This window comes from Streptomyces sp. NPDC005931, assembly GCF_042871235.1.
Classification (GTDB): Bacteria; Actinomycetota; Actinomycetes; order Streptomycetales; family Streptomycetaceae; genus Streptomyces.
In genome coordinates, this window is the sequence record NZ_JBIAIG010000015.1 from 87,775 (window position 1) to 108,052 (window position 20,278).

Genomic DNA, 20,278 nt, shown 5'->3' on the forward strand with positions numbered 1-20,278 from the left:
GGACCCGGACAGCCCGCCCGATCGTCCGGTTCGCATGCTTCCGGCAGCTACGACGCGACCGGATCGCCGCTCCTGTCGACGGGAGCGGTGACGGGGACGGCGGTGACGGGGACGGCGGTGACGGAGACGGCGGTCACCGCGTCGATGACACGGCTGCGACGGCGACGGACCGCCGCGGAGTCCGCGCCCGCCCCGCGACTCCGTGACGTCCGCTCGCGCCTCCCCCGCGACGCGAAACGCCCCGCCCCCGAGCACACCGGGGGCGGGGCGTCACCGGGCGCGGGTGCTCAGCCGATCTGCGTGCCGGTCGCCGCGAGGGCCTCGGTCACCGGCTGGAAGAAGGTCTCGCCGCCCGAGGTGCAGTCGCCGCTGCCGCCGGAGGTGAGGCCGATCGCGCTGCTGCCCGAGAAGAGCGAGCCGCCGCTGTCGCCGGGCTCGGCGCAGACGTCGGTCTGGATCAGCCCGTTGACGATGTCGCCGTTGCCGTAGTTCACGGTGGCGTCCAGGCCCGTGACCCTGCCGGAGTGGACCTGGGTCGTGGAGCCGCTGCGGGTGACCTCCATGCCGACGGTGGCCTCGGCCGCGCCGGAGATCGCCTGCGTGGAGCCGTCGTAGAGGTTCACCTCGCTCGGGTGCGCCACGTCGGCGGTGTACTTGACCAGGCCGTAGTCGTCACCGGGGAAGCTGGACGCCTCGTTCTCGCCGATCACGCTGCCCGCGGAGTCCGACCAGGTGGAGATGCCCTCGGTGCAGTGCCCGGCGGTCAGGAAGTACGGCTCGCCGCCCTTGACCACGTTGAAGCCGAGCGAGCAGCGTCCACCGTTTCCGGTGATCGTGTCGCCGCCAGCGACGAAGGGCTTGAACTCCCCCTTGGTGCGCTGGAGCTCGGCCTTGCCACCGAGCCCGTCGACCACCTTCTCCAGCGTGGCCCACTCGGCCTCGGAGACCGTGCGGTCCGCCGTGACGACGACCTTGTTGGTGGTCGGGTCGGTCACCCAGGAGGTGCCGGGGATGGTGGCGTCCTCCCGGAGCGTGCCGCGTGCGCTCTTCAGCTCGGCGAGCGAGTTCGCCACGACTCTCGCCCGGGCGCCGGCCGCCTCGACGGTCTCGGCGGCGTCCTCGTCGAGGACGTTCACCACGAGGCTCTTGCCCTTCGCGTCGTAGTACGTTCCCGCCGCGTCGGCGCCGAGGTCCTCGGCGAGCGCCGAGGCGAGCTTTCCGGCCGCCGCGACCGAGAGGGTCCGGGGTGCCGAGGGCTCCGGGGTCTCGCTCGCGTTCGCAGTCTGGAAGGTGACTCCGGCGGCGACCAGTGCGGCGATGCCCGCACCTGCCAGGGCGACACGCCGCCTGGATATGCGTCGGTGCTTCAACTCACGTCCTCCTGTGGGGGGACGGCCCGGAGGTTGTGGGGACCTCACGGACCGGAAGGCGTACGGCCATGAGAGCGGCAAACGAGAAAAAGCCGCGCCTGGGCCGGTTGATCGCCGCCCACTATTCCGAGACGCGCGGGGAGCACACAAGGTCGACTTCTGGACGCGCGTACGGCAATCACCGTGCGCCCCCTATGTCCTGACAGATCATGGACACGCACTGCAAGTTCGCGCTGCAAACGCCGTGTGCGGGTGATCGAGCGAGTCGCGCACCGAGGCCGGCCCTGGCTCGAATGCACCTCTTCCGGGTCCGGATGCGGACGGAGCGGACGGGCGGTCGTCTGCACCGCACCGGTGCCGGACACGGGCGAGCCCCCGCACGCGATGGCGTGCGGGGGCTCTTCTGCTGCCTGCCGCAGGCGAAACGGTGGAACAGGTGACCGGGGCGGTGCGGGCCGGTCTAGTAGACGCTGACGCCGTAGGCGCTCAGTGCCTCCGTGACGGGCTGGAAGAAGGTCGTGCCGCCGGAGCTGCAGTTGCCGCTGCCACCGGAGGTCAGACCGTAGGCGGTGCCGTTGCTGCCGTAGAGCGGGCCGCCGGAGTCGCCGGGCTCGGCACAGACCGTGGTCTGGATCAGGCCGTAGACGACGTCGCCTCCGCCGTAGTTGACGGTGGCGTTCAGGGCGGTGACCCGGCCGCTGTGGGTGCCCGTGGTGGAACCGTCACGGATGACGGTGGTACCCACGGCCGGAGTGGCCGCGCGGGTGATGTCCACCCCGTTCGCGGTGCCGGGCTTGCTGATCGACGTGTTGGTGTACCGGACGATGCCGTAGTCGTTGCCCGGGAAGCTGGAGCCGGAGGTCGAGCCGAGCACCGTGGTGCGGCCGGAGTTGGCGTACCAGGTACCGGCGCCCTGGGTGCAGTGACCCGCCGTCAGGAAGTACTGCGTGCCCGCGCTGTTGCGGACGTTGAAGCCCAGGGAGCAGCGCCCGCTGCCGGAGTAGATCGCGTCGCCGCCCTGGATGAGCTTGGAGAACGTGCCCGGGGTGCGCTTGATGGTCAGCGCGCCCGCGTTGTCTCCGGCCTGCTGCCTGATCTTGGCGATCTCGGCCTGGGAGACCGTGCTGTCGACGGTGACGAGCACCCGGTTGGTCTTGCTGTCGACGGCCCAGGCGGTGCCCGGGACGTCGGCCTTCAGCACCGAGCCGCTGGCGCTCTTGAGGTCGGCGGAGCTGAAGGTGGTGGGGGTGTCGGACGCGTTCGCGCTGGGGACCGCGATCGCGGCAGCGGCCACGAGGCCGGTGGAGACGGCGATCAGCCGGGTCCGTCTCGAAATGCCGCTGCGAGGGGTGGTGCGCTTGATCCTCACTTCTCGTTCCTCCACAAAGGAAGTAGGGGGCCCTCGTGGGGTTGTGGGCCCGTGAGGCGCAGTCAGGGGGCCGGTCCGTCCGGTTTCCGGACACGCCGTGCCCCTGACAAGCGCTGTGGGGAGTATTCGGCCGACCGACCGGTCGGCGCAAGGGTGCCTTTCGGCCGTCAACCTTTGAACCATCTGTGCGACTTGGTCCGCAGGACGCGCGTAGCGTCCACGGCCCCGCACCCTTGCCGCGCCGCACGGCAAACGCTTGCACCACGGGTCCGGACACCCTCATGTCACGGCTCGCCACCAACCCAGCCACGGCCGACCGACGATGTCCCCGGCATGTCCGGAATTCGACCCTCCGGATACCGGTGGATCAACCGCGGGAGGGCCCGTCGGCCGGTCTCAGCAGTCGCAACCGCAGTCGCAGCCGTCGCAGCAGCCGTCCTCGCCGCAGCACTGGCAGCACTGGCAGCAGTCGCAGCACCCGCTGCAGTCGCAGTTGGAGCAGGCCGCCTCCTTGCGCTCCCGGCTCCAGGGGTCCTCGTACGTGCCGCAGCACATCTGGCAGGTGCAGGCGAGCCCCAGCCACACGGCACAGCCCGCGAGCAGCCCGCGCCGGTCCCGGCGCGGCGACCCGGGCGGCAGCGGGGCGCCGGGGCCGCCGGGCGTGCCGGGCGTGCCGGGCGGGGCGTAAGGACCGGCGTTGTGGGCACAGGTGACCGTACCGAAGGCACGGTGGACGGAGTTGGGCAGTTCATGGACAAGGAGCCGGTGCGCCAGACCGCCGTCGGTGAACTCGACCTCCCGCAGCGCGAGCCGGATGCCGCGCACGGCGTCGTCGGCGAGCCGGCGGGCCTCGGTGAGCGGTGTGCCGGTGGCGGTGACCGGGTTCCAGGCGCCCGAGGCGGCGTCGGCCTCCCTGTCCTCCACGGCGTCCAGGAGATGCGCGAGCCGTCCGAACAGGCGCCCGGCCTCCGCGAGCGGCGCCGCGTTGTGCGGCCGCCCGGCCAGCACAGCGGTGTGGGCGAAGGCCGCCGCGGTCGCGGTCTCGGTCGGCTCGGTGACGGCGAGGATCGGGGTACCGGGCCCGGCGAGGGCCTCGACGCCGGTCTGCCGCACCACGGCGTCGACGAGGACGGCGGTGTCGAACCCGACGTCCGATCCCGTGCGCGCCCCGGCCCGGTCCCAGCTCGCGGCGACCCGGCGCGCGGCGAGCGCGGCCGGCCGGCGGGCCAGCAGCCCGTCACCGTCGGCGACGTGGTCGCGCACCTTGGCGGAGGCGAGTACCAGCGAGACGGCCGCCGCGAGCCGGGCCCCCTCACCGTGCGCGACGGAGGCGGTCCGCATCCCGCGCAGGGGGCACGGCCCCGCCGTGCGTCGCCCGGCCTCCACGGGACCGGCCTGAGCCTCCGTCAGAACGGATATGAGGAGCCCGTCGTAATTGGTGACGATCCGTGCCAGCTGCCCGTGGTCCCCGCGCAACGCGAGGCACAGCCCGCACAAATGCGCCATCCACTGGGCCGTCAGCTTCTCACCGAGCCGGTGCCGACAGGGCCTGACCATTCCGAACACGACGTCCCCCGTGATGTTCTAACGACGTTGAGCGGCGGCATCGTATCGGCCACCTCGTTCACCCGTACGCCCCGACCATCACCCGTACGCCGAGAAGAATCATATTTCACTCACAGTCAGCAGTCGTTTACCTCAAGACCCTTGGGAAACACGGACTCTCGACGGATCAGCTGTGCACCAGTACCGTCACAAACCCCCCGCGCGGCGTCTATCCACTTGGCGCGCCATCCGCATCATGGACGACCATGGGACGCGGAAAGACAAGAAAGACCGCTGTGAGAGGAGGCGTCCATGGGATCGGTACGCAAGGCGAGTGCCTGGCTCGGCCTCGTCGACGACAACGAGGACGAGCGTTACTACGACGACGACTATTCCGACGGGACCGAGCCCGGGGACGCCTGGGTCACCGATCCGCGGGTCAAGGTGGCGGCGGACGTCGCCGAGGAGAAGGGGCGGCGCATCGGCACGGTCACCCCGGACAGCTTCCGGGACGCCCGCGCCATCGGCGAGCTGTTCCGGGACGGGGTTCCGGTCATCATGAACCTCACGGCCATGGAGGCCACCGACGCCAAGCGCGTGGTCGACTTCGCGGCCGGCCTGATCTTCGGTCTGCGCGGGTCCATCGAGCGCGTGTCCAACCGTGTGTTCCTGCTCAGCCCGGCCGACACCGAGGTCGTCAGCGGCGAGCCCGCCGCGCACCGGTCGGACGGTTTCTTCAACCAGAGCTGAGGCAGGGCCGCTCGCCGGCCCTGCCTCCCCGTGGGGCCTGCCGGCCGGACTACCGGAACGCGTCGATTCCGGTGAGCGCCTTGCCCAGGACAAGCTGGTGCATCTCGACGGTGCCCTCGTAGGTGAGCACGGACTCGAGGTTGGTCGCGTGCCGCATGACGGGGTACTCCAGTGAAATCCCGTTGGCCCCGAGGATCGTGCGGGCCGTGCGGCAGATCTCGATCGCTTCCCGCACGTTGTTGAGCTTGCCGAAGCTGACCTGCTCGGGACGCAGGCGGCCGGCGTCCATACGCCGCCCCAGGTGGTGGGCGAGCAGAATTCCCTTGTGCAGTTCGACCGCCATGTCGGCGAGTTTTGCCTGTGTCAGCTGGAAACCCCCGATGGGCCGCCCGAACTGCTCCCGCGACTTCGCGTAGTCGACGGCGGCCTCGAAGGACGACCGCGCGGCACCCATGGCCCCCCAGACGATGCCGTACCGGGCGTGGCTGAGACAGCTCAGCGGCCCGCGCAGTCCACTCACCCCGGGCAGCACCGCGTCGGCGGGCAGGCGTACGTCGTCGAGGACGAGCTCACTGGTGACGGAGGCGCGCAGGGACCACTTGTGCTTGATCTCGGGTGCCGAGAATCCGGCGCTGTCGGTCGGCACGGCGAACCCGCGGATTCCGTCGTCGGTCTGCGCCCACACCACGGCGACACCGGCGACCGATCCGTTGGTGATCCACATCTTGCGGCCGTTGAGGACCCAGTCGGTGCCGTCCTTCTTGGCGTACGTCCGCATGGAGGCCGGGTCGGAGCCGTGGTCGGGCTCGGTCAGCCCGAAGCAGCCGATGATCTCTCCCGCGGCCATGCCCGGCAGCCAGCGCTGCTTCTGCTCCTCGCTGCCGAACCGGTGGATGGCGTACATGGCGAGCGATCCCTGCACGGAGACGAGCGAGCGGATGCCGGAGTCGGCGGCCTCCAGTTCCAGGCAGGCGAGTCCGTACTGCACCGCGCCGGCCCCGGCGCAGCCGTACCCGCTGAGCGACATGCCGAGCGCGCCGATCCCGCCGAGCTCCCGGGCCAGGTCGCGGATCCCGGGCAGCTCACCCTTCTCGTACCAGTCGGCGACGTACGGCAGCACGCGGTCCGCGGCCCAGGAGCGCACGGTGTCCCGGATCGCGATGTCCTCCGGCTCCAGCAGGTCGTCGAGGCCGAGGGGGTCGGCGGGGTCGAAGGGGGGCAACTTCGAGGACGCGGACATGGGACCCTCCGGGAACAATAAACTAGCGCTGCTAGTTACAGCGTCGGGCCGACGTTACGACGCAGTGTCCCGCACGTCCACCCCATGCCGGGCGGGCACGGCTCACACCTTCAGCCCGGAGACACGGGCGTCGGCCGCCTCCCGGGGCGCGGGCAGCTCCACGGGCGCCGGCTCGCACTGCATGACCCGCGGCAGCCGCAGCGCCATCGCCGCCCCGAGCAGCAGCAGACCCGCGCTGACCAGCAGGGTCACGTGCAGCCCGTGCACGAAGGCGTGCCGCGCCGCCTCCCGCAGCGCGGCCCCGGCGGGCCCGCCGAGCTGGGCCGCCACCTCGTACGCCTCGCCCAGTGAGTGGCGCGCCGACGCGGACGCCGGCTCTGGGACGCCCGGGACACCGGTGAGACCGGGCGCGTAGGCGGCGTTCATCACGCTGCCCAGCAGGGCTATCCCGATGCCGGCGCCGAGCTGGTAGGAGGTCTCCCCGATCGCCGCCGCCCCGCCGGCCTGTTCCGGGGGCGCCTCGCTCAGCATCGACTCGTACGCGCCGAACAGGGTGGTCTCCAGGCCGAAGCCGAGCAGGACGAAGCCGGTCAGCAGCAGGGCGCAGTTGTCTCGCGCGCCCATCGCGGTCAGGGCGACCACGGCGGCGGCCGTCAGACAGAAGCCGGCGCAGACCATGCGGCGCGGGCCGAACCGGCGCAGCATCCGAGCGCCCGCGAGACCGGCCGCCATCGCCGCGAAGGTCAGCGGCAGCAGGCGCAGGCCGGTCTCCAGCGGGGAGAGCCCGAGCACGAGCTGGAGGTACTGGGCCGCGATGAGTTCCAGACCCACCAGGGCGAGCATCGCCAGCACGATGCACCCCACCGAGGTGCTGAATGCCGGCCGCGCGAACATCCGGAGGTCGACCAGCGGGTGCGCGCGGCGCCGCTGCCGGCGCACGAAGGCGACCAGCAGGGCCGCGCCCGCGATCAGCGGCAGGACGGTCAACGCACTGCCGGCGGGTTCGCCGCCGCCGAGCCGCTTCACGGCGAACACGACGGCGAACAGCCCCGCGGCGGCCATCAGCGCGCCGACCACGTCCCAGGGGCCGCGGCCGTCGCCCTTCGACTCCGGCAGCAGGATGCGGCCGACGGGCAGGCTGACCAGCATCAGCGGGATGTTGACGAGGAAGACGGCGCCCCACCAGAAGTGCTCGAGCAGGAATCCGCCGAGCAGCGGTCCGACCGCCGCCCCCACCGCGGCGACCGCGCTCCAGATGCCGATGGCGAGCGCCCGCTCACGCCGGTCCGGGAAGACCTGTCGCAGGATCGACAGCGTGGCGGGCATGATCATCGCGCCGCCGACGCCGAGCAGCGCCCGCGCCACGATCAGTACCTGGGCGGTGTCGGCGAGGGCCGCCATGCCGGAGGCGACGCCGAACAACGCGTACCCGAGCAGCAGGACGCGTCTGCGGCCGACGCGGTCGCCCAGCGTGCCGAAGAGGATCAGCAGCGAGGCGCACACCAGTGGGTAGGCGTCGACGATCCAGAGCAGTTCCATCGCGCCGGGCCTGAGGTCCTCGGTGACCGCGGGTACCGCCACGTGCAGCACGGTGGCGTCGACGGCGACCAGCAGCAGGCTGACGCAGAGGACGACGAGCACCACCCAGCGGTTGGCACCGGCCCCGGCCGCCCGACGGCGCAGCGCTGCGGCGGCCGTGGTCGTCCCGGACATGTACGTACCTCCCAGATGTTCCCTCGCGTTTCGGCGGGCTCGCGGGGTGGGGACTCCCCCGCGACTCGGCCGGAGAGGAGCGGTGGCCTCCGGCCCGCGCAACGAAAGGCGAGTGACACGTCAGCGTACGCGAGTGAGCGCCGCGGTCGAGTGGCGGGCCTCTCAGACGCCGATCGGATCCGTGTGGCGTGCACCACTCCTTCGCGGGCCGCCGCGCTCCGCCCGGCCGTGCGCTCCGGCCGCCGGTCGATAATCGGGCCCGTGATCGATTGTGCGACGCGTGCGACACCGGCCCGCCCGGGAGCACTGCGCCGGGCCGCCCCGGCGCTCCTCGGGTACGCGGCCGTCCGCGCCCTCGGCCTGATCGTCCTGGCCCTGTGGAGCGAGGCGCGCGGCAAGGCCGCGTACACGCTGCTGACCGCCCGCTGGGACGCGCTCTGGTACACCCGCGTCGCGGAGCTGGGGTACGGCTACGAGGTGCGGCTGCCGAACGGCGACGTGCACTCGAACCTGGCCTTCTTCCCGCTGCTTCCCTGGCTGGAGCGGCTGGTGGCAGCGGTGTCGCCGCTGTCGTACGCCGACGGGGGCTTCGTGGTGAGCCTGCTCGCCTCGCTCGCGGCGGCCTGGGGGATCTTCGCGGTGGCCGACCACGTGTACGGGCGGCGGGCCGGGGTGTGCGCGGCGCTGCTGTGGGCGGTGCTGCCGGTCGGGATCGTGCAGTCGATGGCGTACAGCGAGTCACTGTTCACGGCGCTCGCCGCGTGGTCGCTGTACGCCGTGCTGACCGGCCGCTGGGTGACGGCGGGGCTGCTGGCCGCGCTGGGCGGGCTGACCCGGCCGGTGGGCCTGGCGGTGGTCGCGGCGGTGTGGACGGCGGCCGTCGTCTCGTTCGTGCGAGACCGCAGCACGCGCCGGGCGAGCGGCGCGCTTCCGGGTGAACGCGCCCCTCTTCGCCCGTCACCCCGGCGCGTCTCCGGCTCCGTGGGCGCCCTCCCTCCGGACGCGCCCCCGGATCACGCCCCCGCGCCCGATCGCGCCGCGCGCCGGGTCCTCGGCATGCTGCTCGCCCCTCTCGGCACCGCCGGTTACGTCCTGTGGGTCGGCCACCGCACCGGCACGGGGCCGCTCGGCTATCTCGACGTGCAGGCCGGCTGGCGCAACGGCTTCGACGGGGGCTACGCCTTCGCCCGTTTCGTGGCGAGCAGATTCACGTCACTCCCGTCCGCGCCGGCCGGTGCCGCCCTGGTCGTGGGCGTCGGCCTCGTGGTGTGGCTGTACGTCGCCTGCCTGCGGCAGCGCCAGCCGCTCGCGCTGCTGGTGTACGCCGGGGTGGTCACCGCGCTCGCCCTGTGCGCGTCGAGCTACTTCGGCTCCAAGCCCCGGCTGCTGCTGCCCGCCTTCCCCTTGCTGCTGCCCCTCGCGCGGGCCCTGGCCCGGCTGCGGACGCCAAAGGCGGCCTGGGTGCTGTCGGCCGTCGCGGTGGCCTCCGCGGGGTACGGCGCCCTCTGGCTGAACGGGTCGGGCCCCCCATGAGCCGCCCGGACGGCCGATGAGCACCGGGCGAATTCGACACCAGGCTCCGGTGAACGAATTAAAAAGCACCATAAAACCGTCGCCGGAATGATCAAAGGAATTGAGGGACGCCTCGGCCAGGCCGCGTGGATTTGCGGGAAATAAAGGCCCCGCTGAGAGGAATCCCACATCACATCGTCATCACAAAGGTGTTGTTTCGCCAGGGATCCCCGCTCACTCGCTGTAACGTCGATTGGGTGCGTACCGAACCGAAGCCCACCCGTCTGGACCGGGTGTTCGCGAGGCTGGATCGTGAGCCGGAACGGCCGGCTCATATCGACGTGCCCCGGATGAGCCGGCACCGGGTCGTGCTCTTCGGCGCCACCCTGGCGTTCTACGTGGCGATCGTGTGGGCCGTGGTGATCACCTCCTGGCTGGTCCGGCTGGACTGGCAGGTGATGTTCTTCCGCCCCTACCAGCAGTGGTCCGAACTCCACGCCTTCGTCGACTACTACGTCGTGCTCGGCCAGCGCGGACCGACCGCCGTGATGATCGCGGCCTGGCTGGGCTGGCGCTCCTGGCGGCAGCACACCCTGCGGCCGCTGCTCGCGCTCGGCGTCTCCCTGCTGCTGCTCAACGTCACCGTGGGGGCCGCCAAGTACGGCATGGGACGCCTCGGCCCGCACTACGCGACCGAGATCGGCTCGAACGAGATGTGGCTCGGCGGCGATATATTTCCCAGCGGCCACACCGCGAACGCCGTGGTGACGTGGGGAATCCTTGCCTATCTGGCCTCCACCCCGAGAGCGCGCCGCTGGCTGTCCGCCCTGTCCGCGGTGACCTCGCTGGGCGTCGGGCTGTCCACCGTGTACCTCGGTACGCACTGGCTGAGCGATGTGCTCCTGGGCTGGGTCGCGGGCCTGCTGATCCTGCTCGCGCTGCCCTGGTTCGAGCCGCTGATCGCGCGCTGCGAGGAGCGGATCCTCGGCCTGCGCGACCGCCGGCGCGCCCGGCGGGGCCGCACCACGCGGGCCACCCGACCGGTCGGGGCACCGGTCGTGCTCGAGCCGCTCACCGACCACGAGGACACCGCGCCCCCCGAGCCGGTCCCCGTGGGCCACTCCTCGCGGACGCACGTGTACCTGGCGCCGGGCCCGCACACGACCCGAGCGGAGCGCACCCCGGTCGCCCCGCTGGGCAGCCGCCGACCGCACCCGGAGCGCCACCCGCGCGGCACCACCTCGGCGACCCGCCCCTGACGCCCCGCCCGCATCCGCAGGGTGCGCCACGGCCCCGGTTCCCTCGCGGAACCGGGGCCGTCGCCGTCCGTCAGCCCTTCCAGGCCCGCGCCACCCGGCCGTCCTTCACCTCGAAGTTCAGGCGACCGCTCCGGTACTCCATGGTGATGATCGCCCCCGGCGGCAGCGCCCGGACCGTCGACCATCCGCGTTCGCGCGCGAGGTCCTCGGCCGGGCCGGCGGCGAGGCCGACATAGGCGTCCGGGTCGTCGTGGGGTTCGTTCGAGGGTGTCGGAATGGGTGCCATGCGGCCACGCTATGCCCTGCCCGGGGAGCAGGGAAGGCGGGGCGGAACCCCGGGGCCCGGATGTCCCGGGCGTCACGCTTCTGTCACAGGACCACGACAGCCGTTTTCCTCGGCGGCCGTCACACGGATGTGCGGTTCCGTACGCCTTCCGCTGCCATTCGAACGCAATTCCCGCGTGTCACACCGGGGCGCGGATAAACCCCGGTGAAGAGTTTCGGAGAAGTGCGCCCGGGACCCGGCGGGGACCCTTTTCTTTCCGGTACCGCAACGGCTCGTGAGGACCGTCGCGGCACCGGAAATGCCCAGTTTCCGTACCGGCCCCGCTCCGCCCTCTGTCGCAGGACGCGAGGGGGCGCGCATCATGACCTGGACCCGCGGGTACAGGGGCGCGGGCCCAGCGGGCCCGGTGCGCGACCGAGCGAAGGGGCGAGCGAGCGATGGGGACGCAGACCGTGCAGGCGACGGCGCAGCCCGTGCGCCGTGAACGGCGCGGGCGGCTGGTGATCGACTGGCTGACCACCACCGACCACAAGAAGATCGGGCACCTCTACCTGATCACGTCGTTCGTGTTCTTCCTGATCGCCGGCGCGATGGCGCTGCTGATGCGCGCCGAGCTGGCGCGGCCGGGCCTTCAGCTGATCGACAACCAGCAGTTCAACCAGATGTTCACGATGCACGGCACGATCATGCTGCTGCTGTTCGCGACGCCCAGCTTCGCCGGGTTCGCCAACGAGCTGATGCCGTTGCAGATCGGCGCGCCCGACGTGGCCTTCCCGCGGCTGAACATGTTCTCGTACTGGCTGTTCCTCCTCGGCGGGCTGATCGTGCTGAGCTCGCTGGTGGTGACCGGTGGCCCGGCCGCCTTCGGCTGGTTCGCCTACGCACCGCTGAACAGCGCCCAGTACTCCCCCGGCCTCGGCCCCGACCTGTGGATCATGGGCCTGGCGCTGTCGGGCTTCGGCACCATCCTCGGCGCGGTCAACTTCATCGCCACGATCATCGGCATGCGGGCCCCCGGCATGACGATGTTCCGGATGCCGCTGTTCACCTGGAACACGCTGTTCACGTCGATCCTGATCCTGCTGGCGTTCCCGGTCCTGGCGGCGGCGCTGCTGGTGCTGGAGTCGGACCGGCGGTTCGGCTCCCAGGTCTTCGACGCGGCCAACGGCGGGGCGATCCTGTGGCAGCACCTGTTCTGGTTCTTCGGGCATCCCGAGGTCTACATCATCGCGCTGCCGTTCTTCGGGATCGTCACGGAGATCATCCCGGTCTTCAGCCGCAAGCCGCTGTTCGGCTACCTGACCCTCGTCGGGGCGACCATGGCCATCACCGGGCTGTCGATCGTGGTGTGGGCGCACCACATGTTCGCCACCGGCGCGGTGCTGCTGCCGTTCTTCTCCTTCATGAGCTTCCTGATCGCGGTGCCGACGGGCGTGAAGTTCTTCAACTGGACCGGCACGATGCTCAAGGGCTCGCTGTCGTTCGAGACGCCGATGCTGTGGGCGACCGGGTTCCTGGTGTCGTTCCTGTTCGGCGGGCTGACCGGAGTGATCCTCGCGTCGCCGCCGCTGGACTTTCACGTGACCGACAGCTACTTCGTGGTGGCGCACTTCCACTACGTGGTCTTCGGCACCGTCGTCTTCGCGACCTTCGCCGGGTTCTTCTTCTGGTGGCCCAAGTTCACCGGCAGGCTGCTCGACGAACGGCTCGGCAAGATCCAGTTCTGGACGCTGTTCGTCGGCTTCCACACGACGTTCCTGGTGCAGCACTGGCTGGGCGCCGAGGGCATGCCGCGCCGCTACGCGGACTACCTGGCGGCGGACGGCTTCACCGCGCTGAACACCGTCTCCACGATCGGCGCGTTCCTGCTCGGCTTCTCGACGCTGCCGTTCCTCTACAACGTCTGGAAGACCGCCAAGTACGGGGAGAAGGTCGAGGTCGACGATCCCTGGGGCTTCGGCCGGTCCCTGGAGTGGGCGACCTCGTGCCCCCCGCCCCGGCACAACTTCACGACGCTGCCCCGGATCCGCTCGGAGTCACCGGCGTTCGACTTGAACCACCCGGAGTACGCGGCGGTGACGTCCCAGCCCGAGCCGAGGAGCGAGCAGGCCGACGGCTGAGCGTCCGGTCAGGGTTCGTAGGCCAGGTGCGGGACGTCGAAGCAGGTGCGGTTCATCTCTCCCTGGGTCACCCAGCCGGTGCCGTCGCGCCACCGGGCCACCGACAGGCACGACCTGCCCGTCGTCGGCGGCTCCGGGGAGCGGCCGAACGCGACGGGCAGCAGCAGGCCGCCCGCGGTGTACCCGTCGGCACGGTTGACGAAGTCGTCGACGCAGGCGCGGGTGATGCCGGTGCGGGCGCAGGACGTCGCCGCGTCGGTGAACCACCGCGCCGCGGCCCAGCCCTCCACCTGCCACTGGGAGTGCGTCTTCAGGTCCTTCGTGGCGTCCCGGAAGTCCCGTACGGCCGGGTGACCGGTGTCCTGGAAGTTGCGGCTGGAGCCGGTCGCCCACAGGGCGTTGCGGCAGCGCGGGGCGTCCTCGTAGTCCTCGGCGACGGTGGACGTCCAGTTCTGCACGTTGGTGACCTTGGCGGTGACCCGGGCGCCGACCGCGTCCATGGCTGCGCAGAGCCGGGCGTTGCCGTGGCCGTCGATGGCGTCGAAGACAAGGTCGGCACCCTGCTGCTTCAGGTCGGCGGCCACCGCACGGAAGTTGGGCAGCGCGAAGTCGACCTGTTCGGTGACCACGCGGTAGCCCTCCGCCTTCAGTCCCCGCTCGACGAGGCGGGCGTAGGCGGCGGACGCGGACTGGTTGTAGGAGACGACGGCGGCGGTGCGGGCCCCGTGCTCGCTCCGGAAGTAGCGGTAGACCTCGGTGCCGCCGTACAGCTTGCCGTCCCAGCCGGGAGTGCCGTTCCTCGGTGCCCTGCTGCCGTAGATGCTGTACAGGTGCGGGTAGGTGTCGTAGGCGGCGCCGATGGGCTGGCCGCCGATGTCCGGCACGCCTGCGCGGGAGACCCGGGAGGCGCCCGCGTAGTCCAGCACGGTGGTGGCGACGAGGGCGACGACCCTCTCCTCGTCGACCAGCCGGTGCACGCACTCGTTGTTGCCGACGCCGCTGCCGCCGTCGTCGCACTGCAGCACCTCCACACGGCGGCCGTCGATGCCCCCGCGCGTGTTGAGGCGGTCGAAGTACGCCTTGGCGCCGTCGCGCGGGCCGGTGAAGGCGCCGCCGCCGACCGGGCTGGTGGCGCTGGTGACGATGCCGACGCGGATCGGCTCGGCGGTGTCCCGGGTGGGCTCGGGCGGGCGGTCGCCGCGCTCGAACTCGCTCTCGGGCAGTCGGCTGCCGCAGGCCGCGGTCAGGGCGAGCAGTACGGCCGCGGCGAGCGCCTCAGCAACCCGGGACGGCCGACGCCGACCCATTGCCGCTCATCTGGACCAGCGCGCAGAGCGTCTTGGCGGACACCTTCCAGGTGCCGTCCTGCTCGACCGCCGTGCCGGACGCGTTCGGCAGCGCGGTGGCGCCCTTCAGCGTGAGGTCGTACGTCACGTCCGCGTTGGTCGGGGAGGTGAACTCGACCTTCGTGACCTTCGCCTGCACCTGGCCGCCTCGCTCGTCGCCGCTGAACGCCCGGAGCACCAGCGCCATCCGCTCACCGTGCTCGAGGACGCTCTGCTTCTCCTCCAGGGGCGTCCCGGGGTCGAAGAACTTCTGCCAGTTCTGCCTGATCTCCTGCTCGGCCTGCGCCGCGTTCGGGGGCGTGGCCGCCGGTGTGCTCGTCGTCGGCCGGACGGTCGGGGAGGGGGGCGGGCTGTCGCCACCGCCGCCCTCGTCGTCGGTGCACGCCGCGAGGGCCGGGCCGAGGACCAGGAGCAGGGCGGCCGCGATCGCCGTCCCCCGCCCCGCCGCCCGTGGGCCGCGTCCCCTCCTCGTCGTCCCCCGCCTGAGGTCGCTGCCGAGAACCATCTGGCTCACCACCGGGTGTCGGTCCGGGCCGCAAGGCGCCCGGTGCTTTCAGGGTCAGCTTCCGGAAGGCATAGTGCAAGTCCGTTGGCAGACTTGGGGACAGCGGACAGGCACAGGCACACCGACCCGACGTGTGGGAGCCATGATGCGGACAGCCCGACTGCGGAGCGTGCACCCCGTCCTCTGGGCCGGCTGGGCCGCGCTCGCCACCGGCGCGGTGCTGTGCGTCATCGGCTGGTACGGCGTCTCCGGCGAGCGCTACGCCGAGCGGCAGCTGCCCTACCTCGCCTCCTGCACGGTCCCCGGGGCCGCGCTGATCATCGCCGGTGCGGTGCTGCTGGCCCACGGCCGCGGCACGGTGGCCGCGACCCGCGTCGAGGAGCTGTACGGGCTGCTGGTCGAGGCCCGGCCGACCGGTACCGGGGAGTCCGGGCGCCCGGGCGGCACGCCGCTCGCGGTCAGCGCGAGGACGCTGATGGTACCGGGCGGCACGCTGTGGCACCGCGCGGACTGCCCGCTGGTCGCCGGCAAGCCGGAGGCAGTGCCGGTGGACGGCGGACTGGTGGCGAGGGGGGACCTGGATCCCTGCCCGATCTGCGAGCCGGCCGGGGAAACCGGCTGAGGGGCGGCGCCGATGTCCTGGCCGATGTCCGCGCCGACGCCCCCGCCGATGCCCGCCACGGCGTCCTCGCTGACGTACGACCTGACACTGGCCGGGCTGTCGGTGGGCGCCGCGGCGGCGCTCACCGGGATCGGTCTGATCGTGACGTACCGGGCGACCGGCGTGCTCAACTTCGCGCACGGAGCCGTCGCGATGGTCTGCGCGTACGCGCTGCGGCAGTGCGTGGTCGAGTGGGGGTGGCCGCTGTGGGGCGCCGCCGCACTGACGCTGCTGGTGCTGGCGCCGGGGCTGGGGGTGGTCCTGGAGCGGTTCGTCTTCCGGCCGCTGTCGGTGCTCGGCAGTGATCCCGCGCAGACGCTCGTGGCCTCCATCGGGGTGTTCGTGCTCCTCGTGGGCGGCGCGGCGCTGCTGTGGGGGCAGGGGGCGCGGGACGACGCCCCGGTGCTGGTGGCGGCGGATCCGTGGGGGCAGCTGGCGGTGGTCGCCGTGCTGGCCGCGGGGGTCGGGGCGGTGGTGCGCTGGACCCGGTTCGGGCGGGAGCTGCGGGCCGTGGTCGACGACCGGCGACTGGCCGTGCTCAGCGGGATCGACGCGGACCGGGTGGCGGCGGCGGGCTGGGCGTTCGGCTCGTTCACGGCCGGTCTGACGGGCGTGCTGCTGGCACCGTACGTGCGGCTGGACCCGTACGGGCTGCCGCTGCTCGTCATGGAGGTGGTGGCGGTCGCGGTCGCCGCGCGGATGCGCGCGCCGGCGGTGGCGGTGCCGGCCGCGCTGGCGATCGGCGTGGCGCAGAGCCAGCTGACGCGGCTGCACCCGTCGGGCTGGGCGGAGCCGCTGGTCCAGGCGCTCGGCGCCAATCTGTTCGTCGTGGCGCTCCTGGTCGCCGCCCTGGTGCTGCCCGGGGTGGGCGCGCGGGACGCACTGCCGCGTCCGGCGGCGCGGCTGCCGACGCCGCCGGGTGTCCGGATCGTGGCCGGTGTGCTGTTCCTGCTGCCGCTGGGCCTGGCCGGGCGCGATCTGCACACCGCCGTGCAGGTGCCGGCCCTCGCGGTGGTGCTGCTGTCGCTGGTGGTGGTCACCGGGCGGGGCGGGCAGATCTCCCTGGGGCAGGCGGCCTACGCGGGTCTGGGCGCCCTGTTCACGGCGCTGCTGGCGGCCGGCCGTTTCCCGGGCCTGCCGCGTCTTCCGGAGCTGGCCGCGCTGGCGGTGGCCGTGGTCCTGGTGGCGCCCCTGGGCGTGCTCACCGGGTGGCCGGCGATCGGCCGCCGGGGGCTCGCCCTGGCGCTGGCGACCTTCGCGGTCGGCGTCGGGGTGAGCCGGTTCGTCTTCGCCCAGCCGTACGCCACGGCCGGGCTGTCGCTGGGCCGCCCGGCGGGCTTCGACGGCGACCGCGCGTACTACGTGCTGGAGCTGGCCCTGCTGGTGTGCGCCCTGCTGGTGACCCGGGCGCTGCGCCGGGGGCGCACGGGCCGGGCGCTGGCGGCGATGCGGGACCACGAGTCCGGGGCGCGGGCGGCGGGTGTGCCGGTGCCGTCGTTGAAGCTCCTCGCGTTCGTCTCGGGCGCCGCGCTGGCCGCGCTCGGCGGCGGTCTGCTCGGCATGGGGCTGCGCGCCTTCGACCCGGCCGCGTACGACCCCGTGCGGGGCCTGCTGTGGTTCGCCGCGGTCGTGGTCCTGGGGGCCGACAGCACCCTGGGCGCCCTCCTCGCGGCAGCCCTCCTGGTCGGCCTGGACGCGGGCACGCGCGGGGGCGTGGCGGCGGCCGTGATCGGCGTCCTGGCGATCCTGGTCGGCCGCTTCCCGGGCGGCCCGCACGAGGCCCTGCGCCGGGCGGCGGGGCACCTGCGCCTGCGCGACCGGCCGGCACTGACGCCGCTGGGGATGCGGGCCCGCGAGCGGCTCCGCCCGTCCGAACCGGAGCGGAGGACCGCTCTGTCACCGACGGGGGCGACGGCCGTGCCGCCGGGGACGGAACGGCCGGACGGGCGGGAGGCGGGGGGCGTCCGCAGTCCGGCAGGCGTACGGCACGCCGGTCCCGGTCCCGCCGGCCCCGGTCCCGCCTCTCCCCCGCCACCGCGGTCCGGAACCAGGCCCCTGCCCTCCGCCGCGCCACCACTCCCCGGCACCGGGCCCGCTCCCCCGCCCTCCGCCGCCCTCCCCGTCCTCACCGCCCGTGCCCTGCGGGTCCGTTACGGCGGCTTCACCGCCCTCGACGGGGTCGATCTCGACGTCCCGGGCGGGCGGGTGACCGCGGTCGTCGGGCCCAACGGGGCGGGCAAGAGCACGCTGTTCCACTGTCTGGCGGGGACGCTTCGCCCCGCGCGCGGGGCGGTCCGGCTGGGGGACCGGGACGTCACGCGGCTGTCCGCGCACGCCCGCACCCGGCTCGGCATCGCCCGCACGTTCCAGGAACTGGCGGTCTTCCCGACACTGACCGTCGCCGAGAACGTGCGCGTCGGCGCCGAGCAGGGCCGGGTGCGCGACCCCCGCGCGGTGGAGCGGACGCTGCGGCTCCTCGGGCTCGACGGCCCGGTGCGGGCACGGCCCGCGGCGGGGCTGCCCACCGGCACGCTGCGCCGCGTCGAACTCGCCCGGGCCCTCGCGGGCAGCCCGCGCGTGCTGCTGCTGGACGAGCCCGCCGCCGGTCTCGACAGCGGCGAAGTGGCGGCGCTGGCGCGGCTCCTGCGGGCGCTGGCCGCGGACGGCACGGCGCTGCTGGTCGTCGAGCACGACCTGGACCTGGTCGCCGGTCTGGCCGACGTCGTCCACGTGATGACGGCCGGCCGGGTGGTCGCCTCCGGGCCACCGGACCGCGTCCTCGACGCCCTGGGGAAGGAGGCCGGCCCGTGACCCTCCTCGCCCTGCGCGACGCGCGTGTGCGCTACGGCCCCCTGGAGGCCCTGCACGGCGTCACCGTCGCCGCCCCCGGTCCCGGCCTCACGGTGCTGCTGGGCCGCAACGGCTCCGGCCGTACGACCGTCCTGCACGCCCTGGCCGGGGTGGTGCCGCTGTCCGGCGGCGCGGTGGTGTGGGACGGCGCCGACGTCACCGGCCTACCGGCGTACGAGCGGGCCCGGCGCGGGCTGTGCCTGGTGCCGGAGCGGCGGGCCGTGTTCGGCTCCCTCACCGTGCGGGAGAACCTCGTGCTCGCCGCCCGCGACCCCGCTCCGGCCCTGGACGCCTACCCGCAGCTCGCACCCCTGCTTCAGCGCCGCGCCGGCACCCTCTCCGGTGGCGAGCAGCGCATGCTGGCCCTCTCCCGGGTCCTGCTCGCCCGCCCGCGCGTGGTGCTCGTCGACGAGCCCGCGCAGGGCATGTCGCCCGCGGTCGCGGCCCGCACGTACGACCTGCTGGCCGCGCTCGACGCGTGTGTCGTCGTCGCCGAGCAGCGCCTCCCGCCGGTCCTGCGCGACCGGCCCGGCTTCGTCTGCGAACTGCGGCACGGACGGGTGGTGTTCGCCGGGGAGGCCGGCGAGGCGGAAGACCGCCACGGCTGAGCGCGCCGCGTGCCGCGCGGGACGCGGGCTCCGGCAGGCCGGGGCCGGCGTCCCGTGCGGGGACGGCTCAGACGTCGAGGCGCTGCCCCGGAAGGATCACGTCGGGATCAGCGCCGATGACGTCCTCGTTGGCGGCGTACAGACGCTGCCAGGTGGTGCCGTGCCGCGCGGCGATGCCGCTGAGCGTGTCGCCCGCGCGGACGGTGTGGACACCGCCGCTGCCGGACGCCTGCCGGTCCGGGTGCCCGGCGGGACGGGCCGGAGCCGTGGACCCGCCGGCCTGCTTCGACGCCTTCGGCGCCTCGGCCGGCTTCGGGGCCTTCGCCGGGGCCTCCTGCGCGGTCACCGGGCCCGCGGCCGGTGCGCTCCCGGCCGCGCCCGCGCGGGCCGAGCAGGTCGGCCAGGCGCCCCACCCCTGGGCGCGCTGGACCTTCGTGGCCACCGCGATCTGCTGGGCCCTGGTGGCCCGGTCGGCCGTCGGCGCGTACGCGGTGCCGCCGTAGGCGCGCCAGGTGGAGGCGGAGAACTGGAGGCCGCCGTAGTAGCCGTTGCCGGTGTTGATGTGCCAGTCGCCGCCGCTCTCGCACTGGGCGATGCGGTCCCACACTCCGCCGTCCGCCGCGGCGGCCCCGCCGCTCGCGGCCAGCAGTCCCAGGGGGGCGAGGAGTGCCGCCCCGGCGAGGACCGCCGTCGTACGCATCTGGGTCTTCCGGATGTTGTCGCGAGTGGTGTCGGCACAGTCGGACATGTAGTTCCCTCTCGAAACACTCGGGGGCCCCCGGGCGGAGCGCCGCCCACCGCGCCATGGGGCGCGGGCCGACGCTCGCCCCGCCCGCCGCAGGCCCGTACGGTGGAGCCGTCGGTGCCGTCGGCGGGCGTGCCCGAGCGGTGCTCGTTGCACACGGCGGAGGAATGTAGGGAGCCCGCCGGGCCGGCATCAACCACACCGGCGTCCGGGCAGGCCAGTTCGGGATTACCCCGGGTAGCGGAAGTTTTCGGCCACCCATTTCATTCGTTGATTTCGTGATTTGTCGACCCTGCCGCCGCGAGATCTGTGAGCCACTTCACGCGCCCAACAGAGTTGACAGGGGGCGCACTTGACGATGAGTGCGCGATTCCGCGGCGAGCGTGACCGTGCGCGCCC

16 protein-coding genes are annotated in these 20,278 nt (G+C 73.0%); 7 read left to right on the forward strand and 9 right to left on the reverse strand.

What is annotated here, in order from left to right; translation table 11 throughout:
• Nucleotides 1-287: 287 nt before the first annotated feature.
• From ACFYOV_RS28150 to ACFYOV_RS28160, 3 genes are all read right to left on the reverse strand, one after another.
• The gene (locus ACFYOV_RS28150; RefSeq protein WP_389092241.1) at nt 288-1,370 is read right to left on the reverse strand and encodes a S1 family peptidase; all 1,083 of its coding nucleotides are present in this window, start codon (nt 1,368-1,370) and stop codon (nt 288-290) included.
• A 460-nt stretch (nt 1,371-1,830) separates the two neighbouring features.
• Nucleotides 1,831-2,739, reverse strand: a complete 909-nt coding sequence (locus ACFYOV_RS28155) for a S1 family peptidase (RefSeq protein ID WP_389092243.1) — start codon at nt 2,737-2,739, stop codon at nt 1,831-1,833.
• A 396-nt stretch (nt 2,740-3,135) separates the two neighbouring features.
• On the reverse strand, nt 3,136-4,296 hold the full coding sequence (locus ACFYOV_RS28160) for a DUF5685 family protein (RefSeq protein WP_389092246.1): 1,161 nt from the start codon (nt 4,294-4,296) through the stop codon (nt 3,136-3,138).
• Nucleotides 4,297-4,596: 300 nt separating this feature from the next.
• Here ACFYOV_RS28160 and ACFYOV_RS28165 point away from each other — a divergent pair, with 300 nt between their 5' ends.
• Nucleotides 4,597-5,034, forward strand: coding sequence for a cell division protein SepF (locus ACFYOV_RS28165; RefSeq protein ID WP_389092248.1), 438 nt, complete (start codon nt 4,597-4,599; stop codon nt 5,032-5,034).
• A gap of 49 nt (nt 5,035-5,083) precedes the next feature.
• Here ACFYOV_RS28165 and ACFYOV_RS28170 read toward each other — a convergent pair whose 3' ends face one another.
• Together ACFYOV_RS28170 and ACFYOV_RS28175 are read right to left on the reverse strand one after the other, a co-directional pair.
• Complete coding sequence (locus tag ACFYOV_RS28170) at nt 5,084-6,274, reverse strand: acyl-CoA dehydrogenase family protein (protein ID WP_389092250.1); 1,191 nt, start codon at nt 6,272-6,274, stop codon at nt 5,084-5,086.
• 102 nt (nt 6,275-6,376) lie between these two features.
• On the reverse strand, nt 6,377-7,987 hold the full coding sequence (locus ACFYOV_RS28175; protein WP_389092252.1) for an MFS transporter: 1,611 nt from the start codon (nt 7,985-7,987) through the stop codon (nt 6,377-6,379).
• A 261-nt stretch (nt 7,988-8,248) separates the two neighbouring features.
• Between ACFYOV_RS28175 and ACFYOV_RS28180 the strand changes: the two genes are divergently transcribed.
• Together ACFYOV_RS28180 and ACFYOV_RS28185 are read left to right on the forward strand one after the other, a co-directional pair.
• Nucleotides 8,249-9,520, forward strand: coding sequence for a mannosyltransferase family protein (locus ACFYOV_RS28180; protein ID WP_389092255.1), 1,272 nt, complete (start codon nt 8,249-8,251; stop codon nt 9,518-9,520).
• Between the two features lie 236 nt (nt 9,521-9,756).
• Nucleotides 9,757-10,758 carry a phosphatase PAP2 family protein gene (locus tag ACFYOV_RS28185; RefSeq protein WP_389092258.1) on the forward strand — a complete coding sequence of 334 codons (1,002 nt, stop codon included), beginning with the start codon at nt 9,757-9,759 and terminating at the stop codon, nt 10,756-10,758.
• Nucleotides 10,759-10,828: 70 nt separating this feature from the next.
• On the opposite strand, the gene ACFYOV_RS28190 is transcribed toward ACFYOV_RS28185, so the two are convergent.
• Nucleotides 10,829-11,044 carry an I78 family peptidase inhibitor gene (locus tag ACFYOV_RS28190; protein WP_389092260.1) on the reverse strand — a complete coding sequence of 72 codons (216 nt, stop codon included), beginning with the start codon at nt 11,042-11,044 and terminating at the stop codon, nt 10,829-10,831.
• A 437-nt stretch (nt 11,045-11,481) separates the two neighbouring features.
• Between ACFYOV_RS28190 and ctaD the strand changes: the two genes are divergently transcribed.
• On the forward strand, nt 11,482-13,164 hold the full coding sequence (ctaD, locus tag ACFYOV_RS28195; protein ID WP_389092263.1) for a cytochrome c oxidase subunit I: 1,683 nt from the start codon (nt 11,482-11,484) through the stop codon (nt 13,162-13,164).
• An 8-nt stretch (nt 13,165-13,172) separates the two neighbouring features.
• On the opposite strand, the gene ACFYOV_RS28200 is transcribed toward ctaD, so the two are convergent.
• Nucleotides 13,173-14,471 carry an ABC transporter substrate-binding protein gene (locus ACFYOV_RS28200; RefSeq protein ID WP_389092265.1) on the reverse strand — a complete coding sequence of 433 codons (1,299 nt, stop codon included), beginning with the start codon at nt 14,469-14,471 and terminating at the stop codon, nt 13,173-13,175.
• A complete protein-coding gene (locus tag ACFYOV_RS28205) occupies nt 14,440-15,015 on the reverse strand; it encodes a hypothetical protein (protein ID WP_389092267.1) in 576 nt (191 codons plus the stop codon). The genes ACFYOV_RS28200 and ACFYOV_RS28205 overlap by 32 nt, the downstream gene beginning before the upstream one ends.
• A gap of 145 nt (nt 15,016-15,160) precedes the next feature.
• Between ACFYOV_RS28205 and ACFYOV_RS28210 the strand changes: the two genes are divergently transcribed.
• From ACFYOV_RS28210 to ACFYOV_RS28220, 3 genes are read left to right on the forward strand one after another with little or no spacing between them, the layout of a single operon-like run.
• On the forward strand, nt 15,161-15,637 hold the full coding sequence (locus tag ACFYOV_RS28210) for a hypothetical protein (protein ID WP_389092347.1): 477 nt from the start codon (nt 15,161-15,163) through the stop codon (nt 15,635-15,637).
• A 12-nt stretch (nt 15,638-15,649) separates the two neighbouring features.
• A complete protein-coding gene (locus ACFYOV_RS28215) occupies nt 15,650-18,487 on the forward strand; it encodes an ATP-binding cassette domain-containing protein (protein WP_389092268.1) in 2,838 nt (945 codons plus the stop codon).
• Entirely contained in the window at nt 18,484-19,134 is a 651-nt protein-coding gene (locus ACFYOV_RS28220; RefSeq protein WP_389092270.1) for an ABC transporter ATP-binding protein, read from the forward strand. Before ACFYOV_RS28215 ends, ACFYOV_RS28220 begins: the two co-directional genes overlap by 4 nt.
• Before the next feature lie 67 nt (nt 19,135-19,201).
• Here ACFYOV_RS28220 and ACFYOV_RS28225 read toward each other — a convergent pair whose 3' ends face one another.
• A complete protein-coding gene (locus tag ACFYOV_RS28225) occupies nt 19,202-19,882 on the reverse strand; it encodes a transglycosylase family protein (RefSeq protein ID WP_389092271.1) in 681 nt (226 codons plus the stop codon).
• Between the last annotated feature and the right edge of the window lie 396 nt (nt 19,883-20,278).

Bases quoted from the DNA above. Each gene is read 5' to 3' on its own strand.
- ACFYOV_RS28160 (WP_389092246.1), bottom strand. From the start codon at position 4,296: ATGGTCAGGCCCTGTCGGCACCGGCTCGGTGAGAAGCTGACGGCCCAG.
- ACFYOV_RS28165 (WP_389092248.1), top strand. From the start codon at position 4,597: ATGGGATCGGTACGCAAGGCGAGTGCCTGGCTCGGCCTCGTCGACGAC.
- ACFYOV_RS28170 (WP_389092250.1), bottom strand. From the start codon at position 6,274: ATGTCCGCGTCCTCGAAGTTGCCCCCCTTCGACCCCGCCGACCCCCTC.
- ACFYOV_RS28175 (WP_389092252.1), bottom strand. From the start codon at position 7,987: ATGTCCGGGACGACCACGGCCGCCGCAGCGCTGCGCCGTCGGGCGGCC.
- ACFYOV_RS28190 (WP_389092260.1), bottom strand. From the start codon at position 11,044: ATGGCACCCATTCCGACACCCTCGAACGAACCCCACGACGACCCGGAC.
- ctaD (WP_389092263.1), top strand. From the start codon at position 11,482: ATGGGGACGCAGACCGTGCAGGCGACGGCGCAGCCCGTGCGCCGTGAA.
- ACFYOV_RS28200 (WP_389092265.1), bottom strand. From the start codon at position 14,471: ATGGGTCGGCGTCGGCCGTCCCGGGTTGCTGAGGCGCTCGCCGCGGCC.
- ACFYOV_RS28205 (WP_389092267.1), bottom strand. From the start codon at position 15,015: ATGGTTCTCGGCAGCGACCTCAGGCGGGGGACGACGAGGAGGGGACGC.
- ACFYOV_RS28210 (WP_389092347.1), top strand. From the start codon at position 15,161: ATGCGGACAGCCCGACTGCGGAGCGTGCACCCCGTCCTCTGGGCCGGC.
- ACFYOV_RS28215 (WP_389092268.1), top strand. From the start codon at position 15,650: ATGTCCTGGCCGATGTCCGCGCCGACGCCCCCGCCGATGCCCGCCACG.
- ACFYOV_RS28225 (WP_389092271.1), bottom strand. From the start codon at position 19,882: ATGTCCGACTGTGCCGACACCACTCGCGACAACATCCGGAAGACCCAG.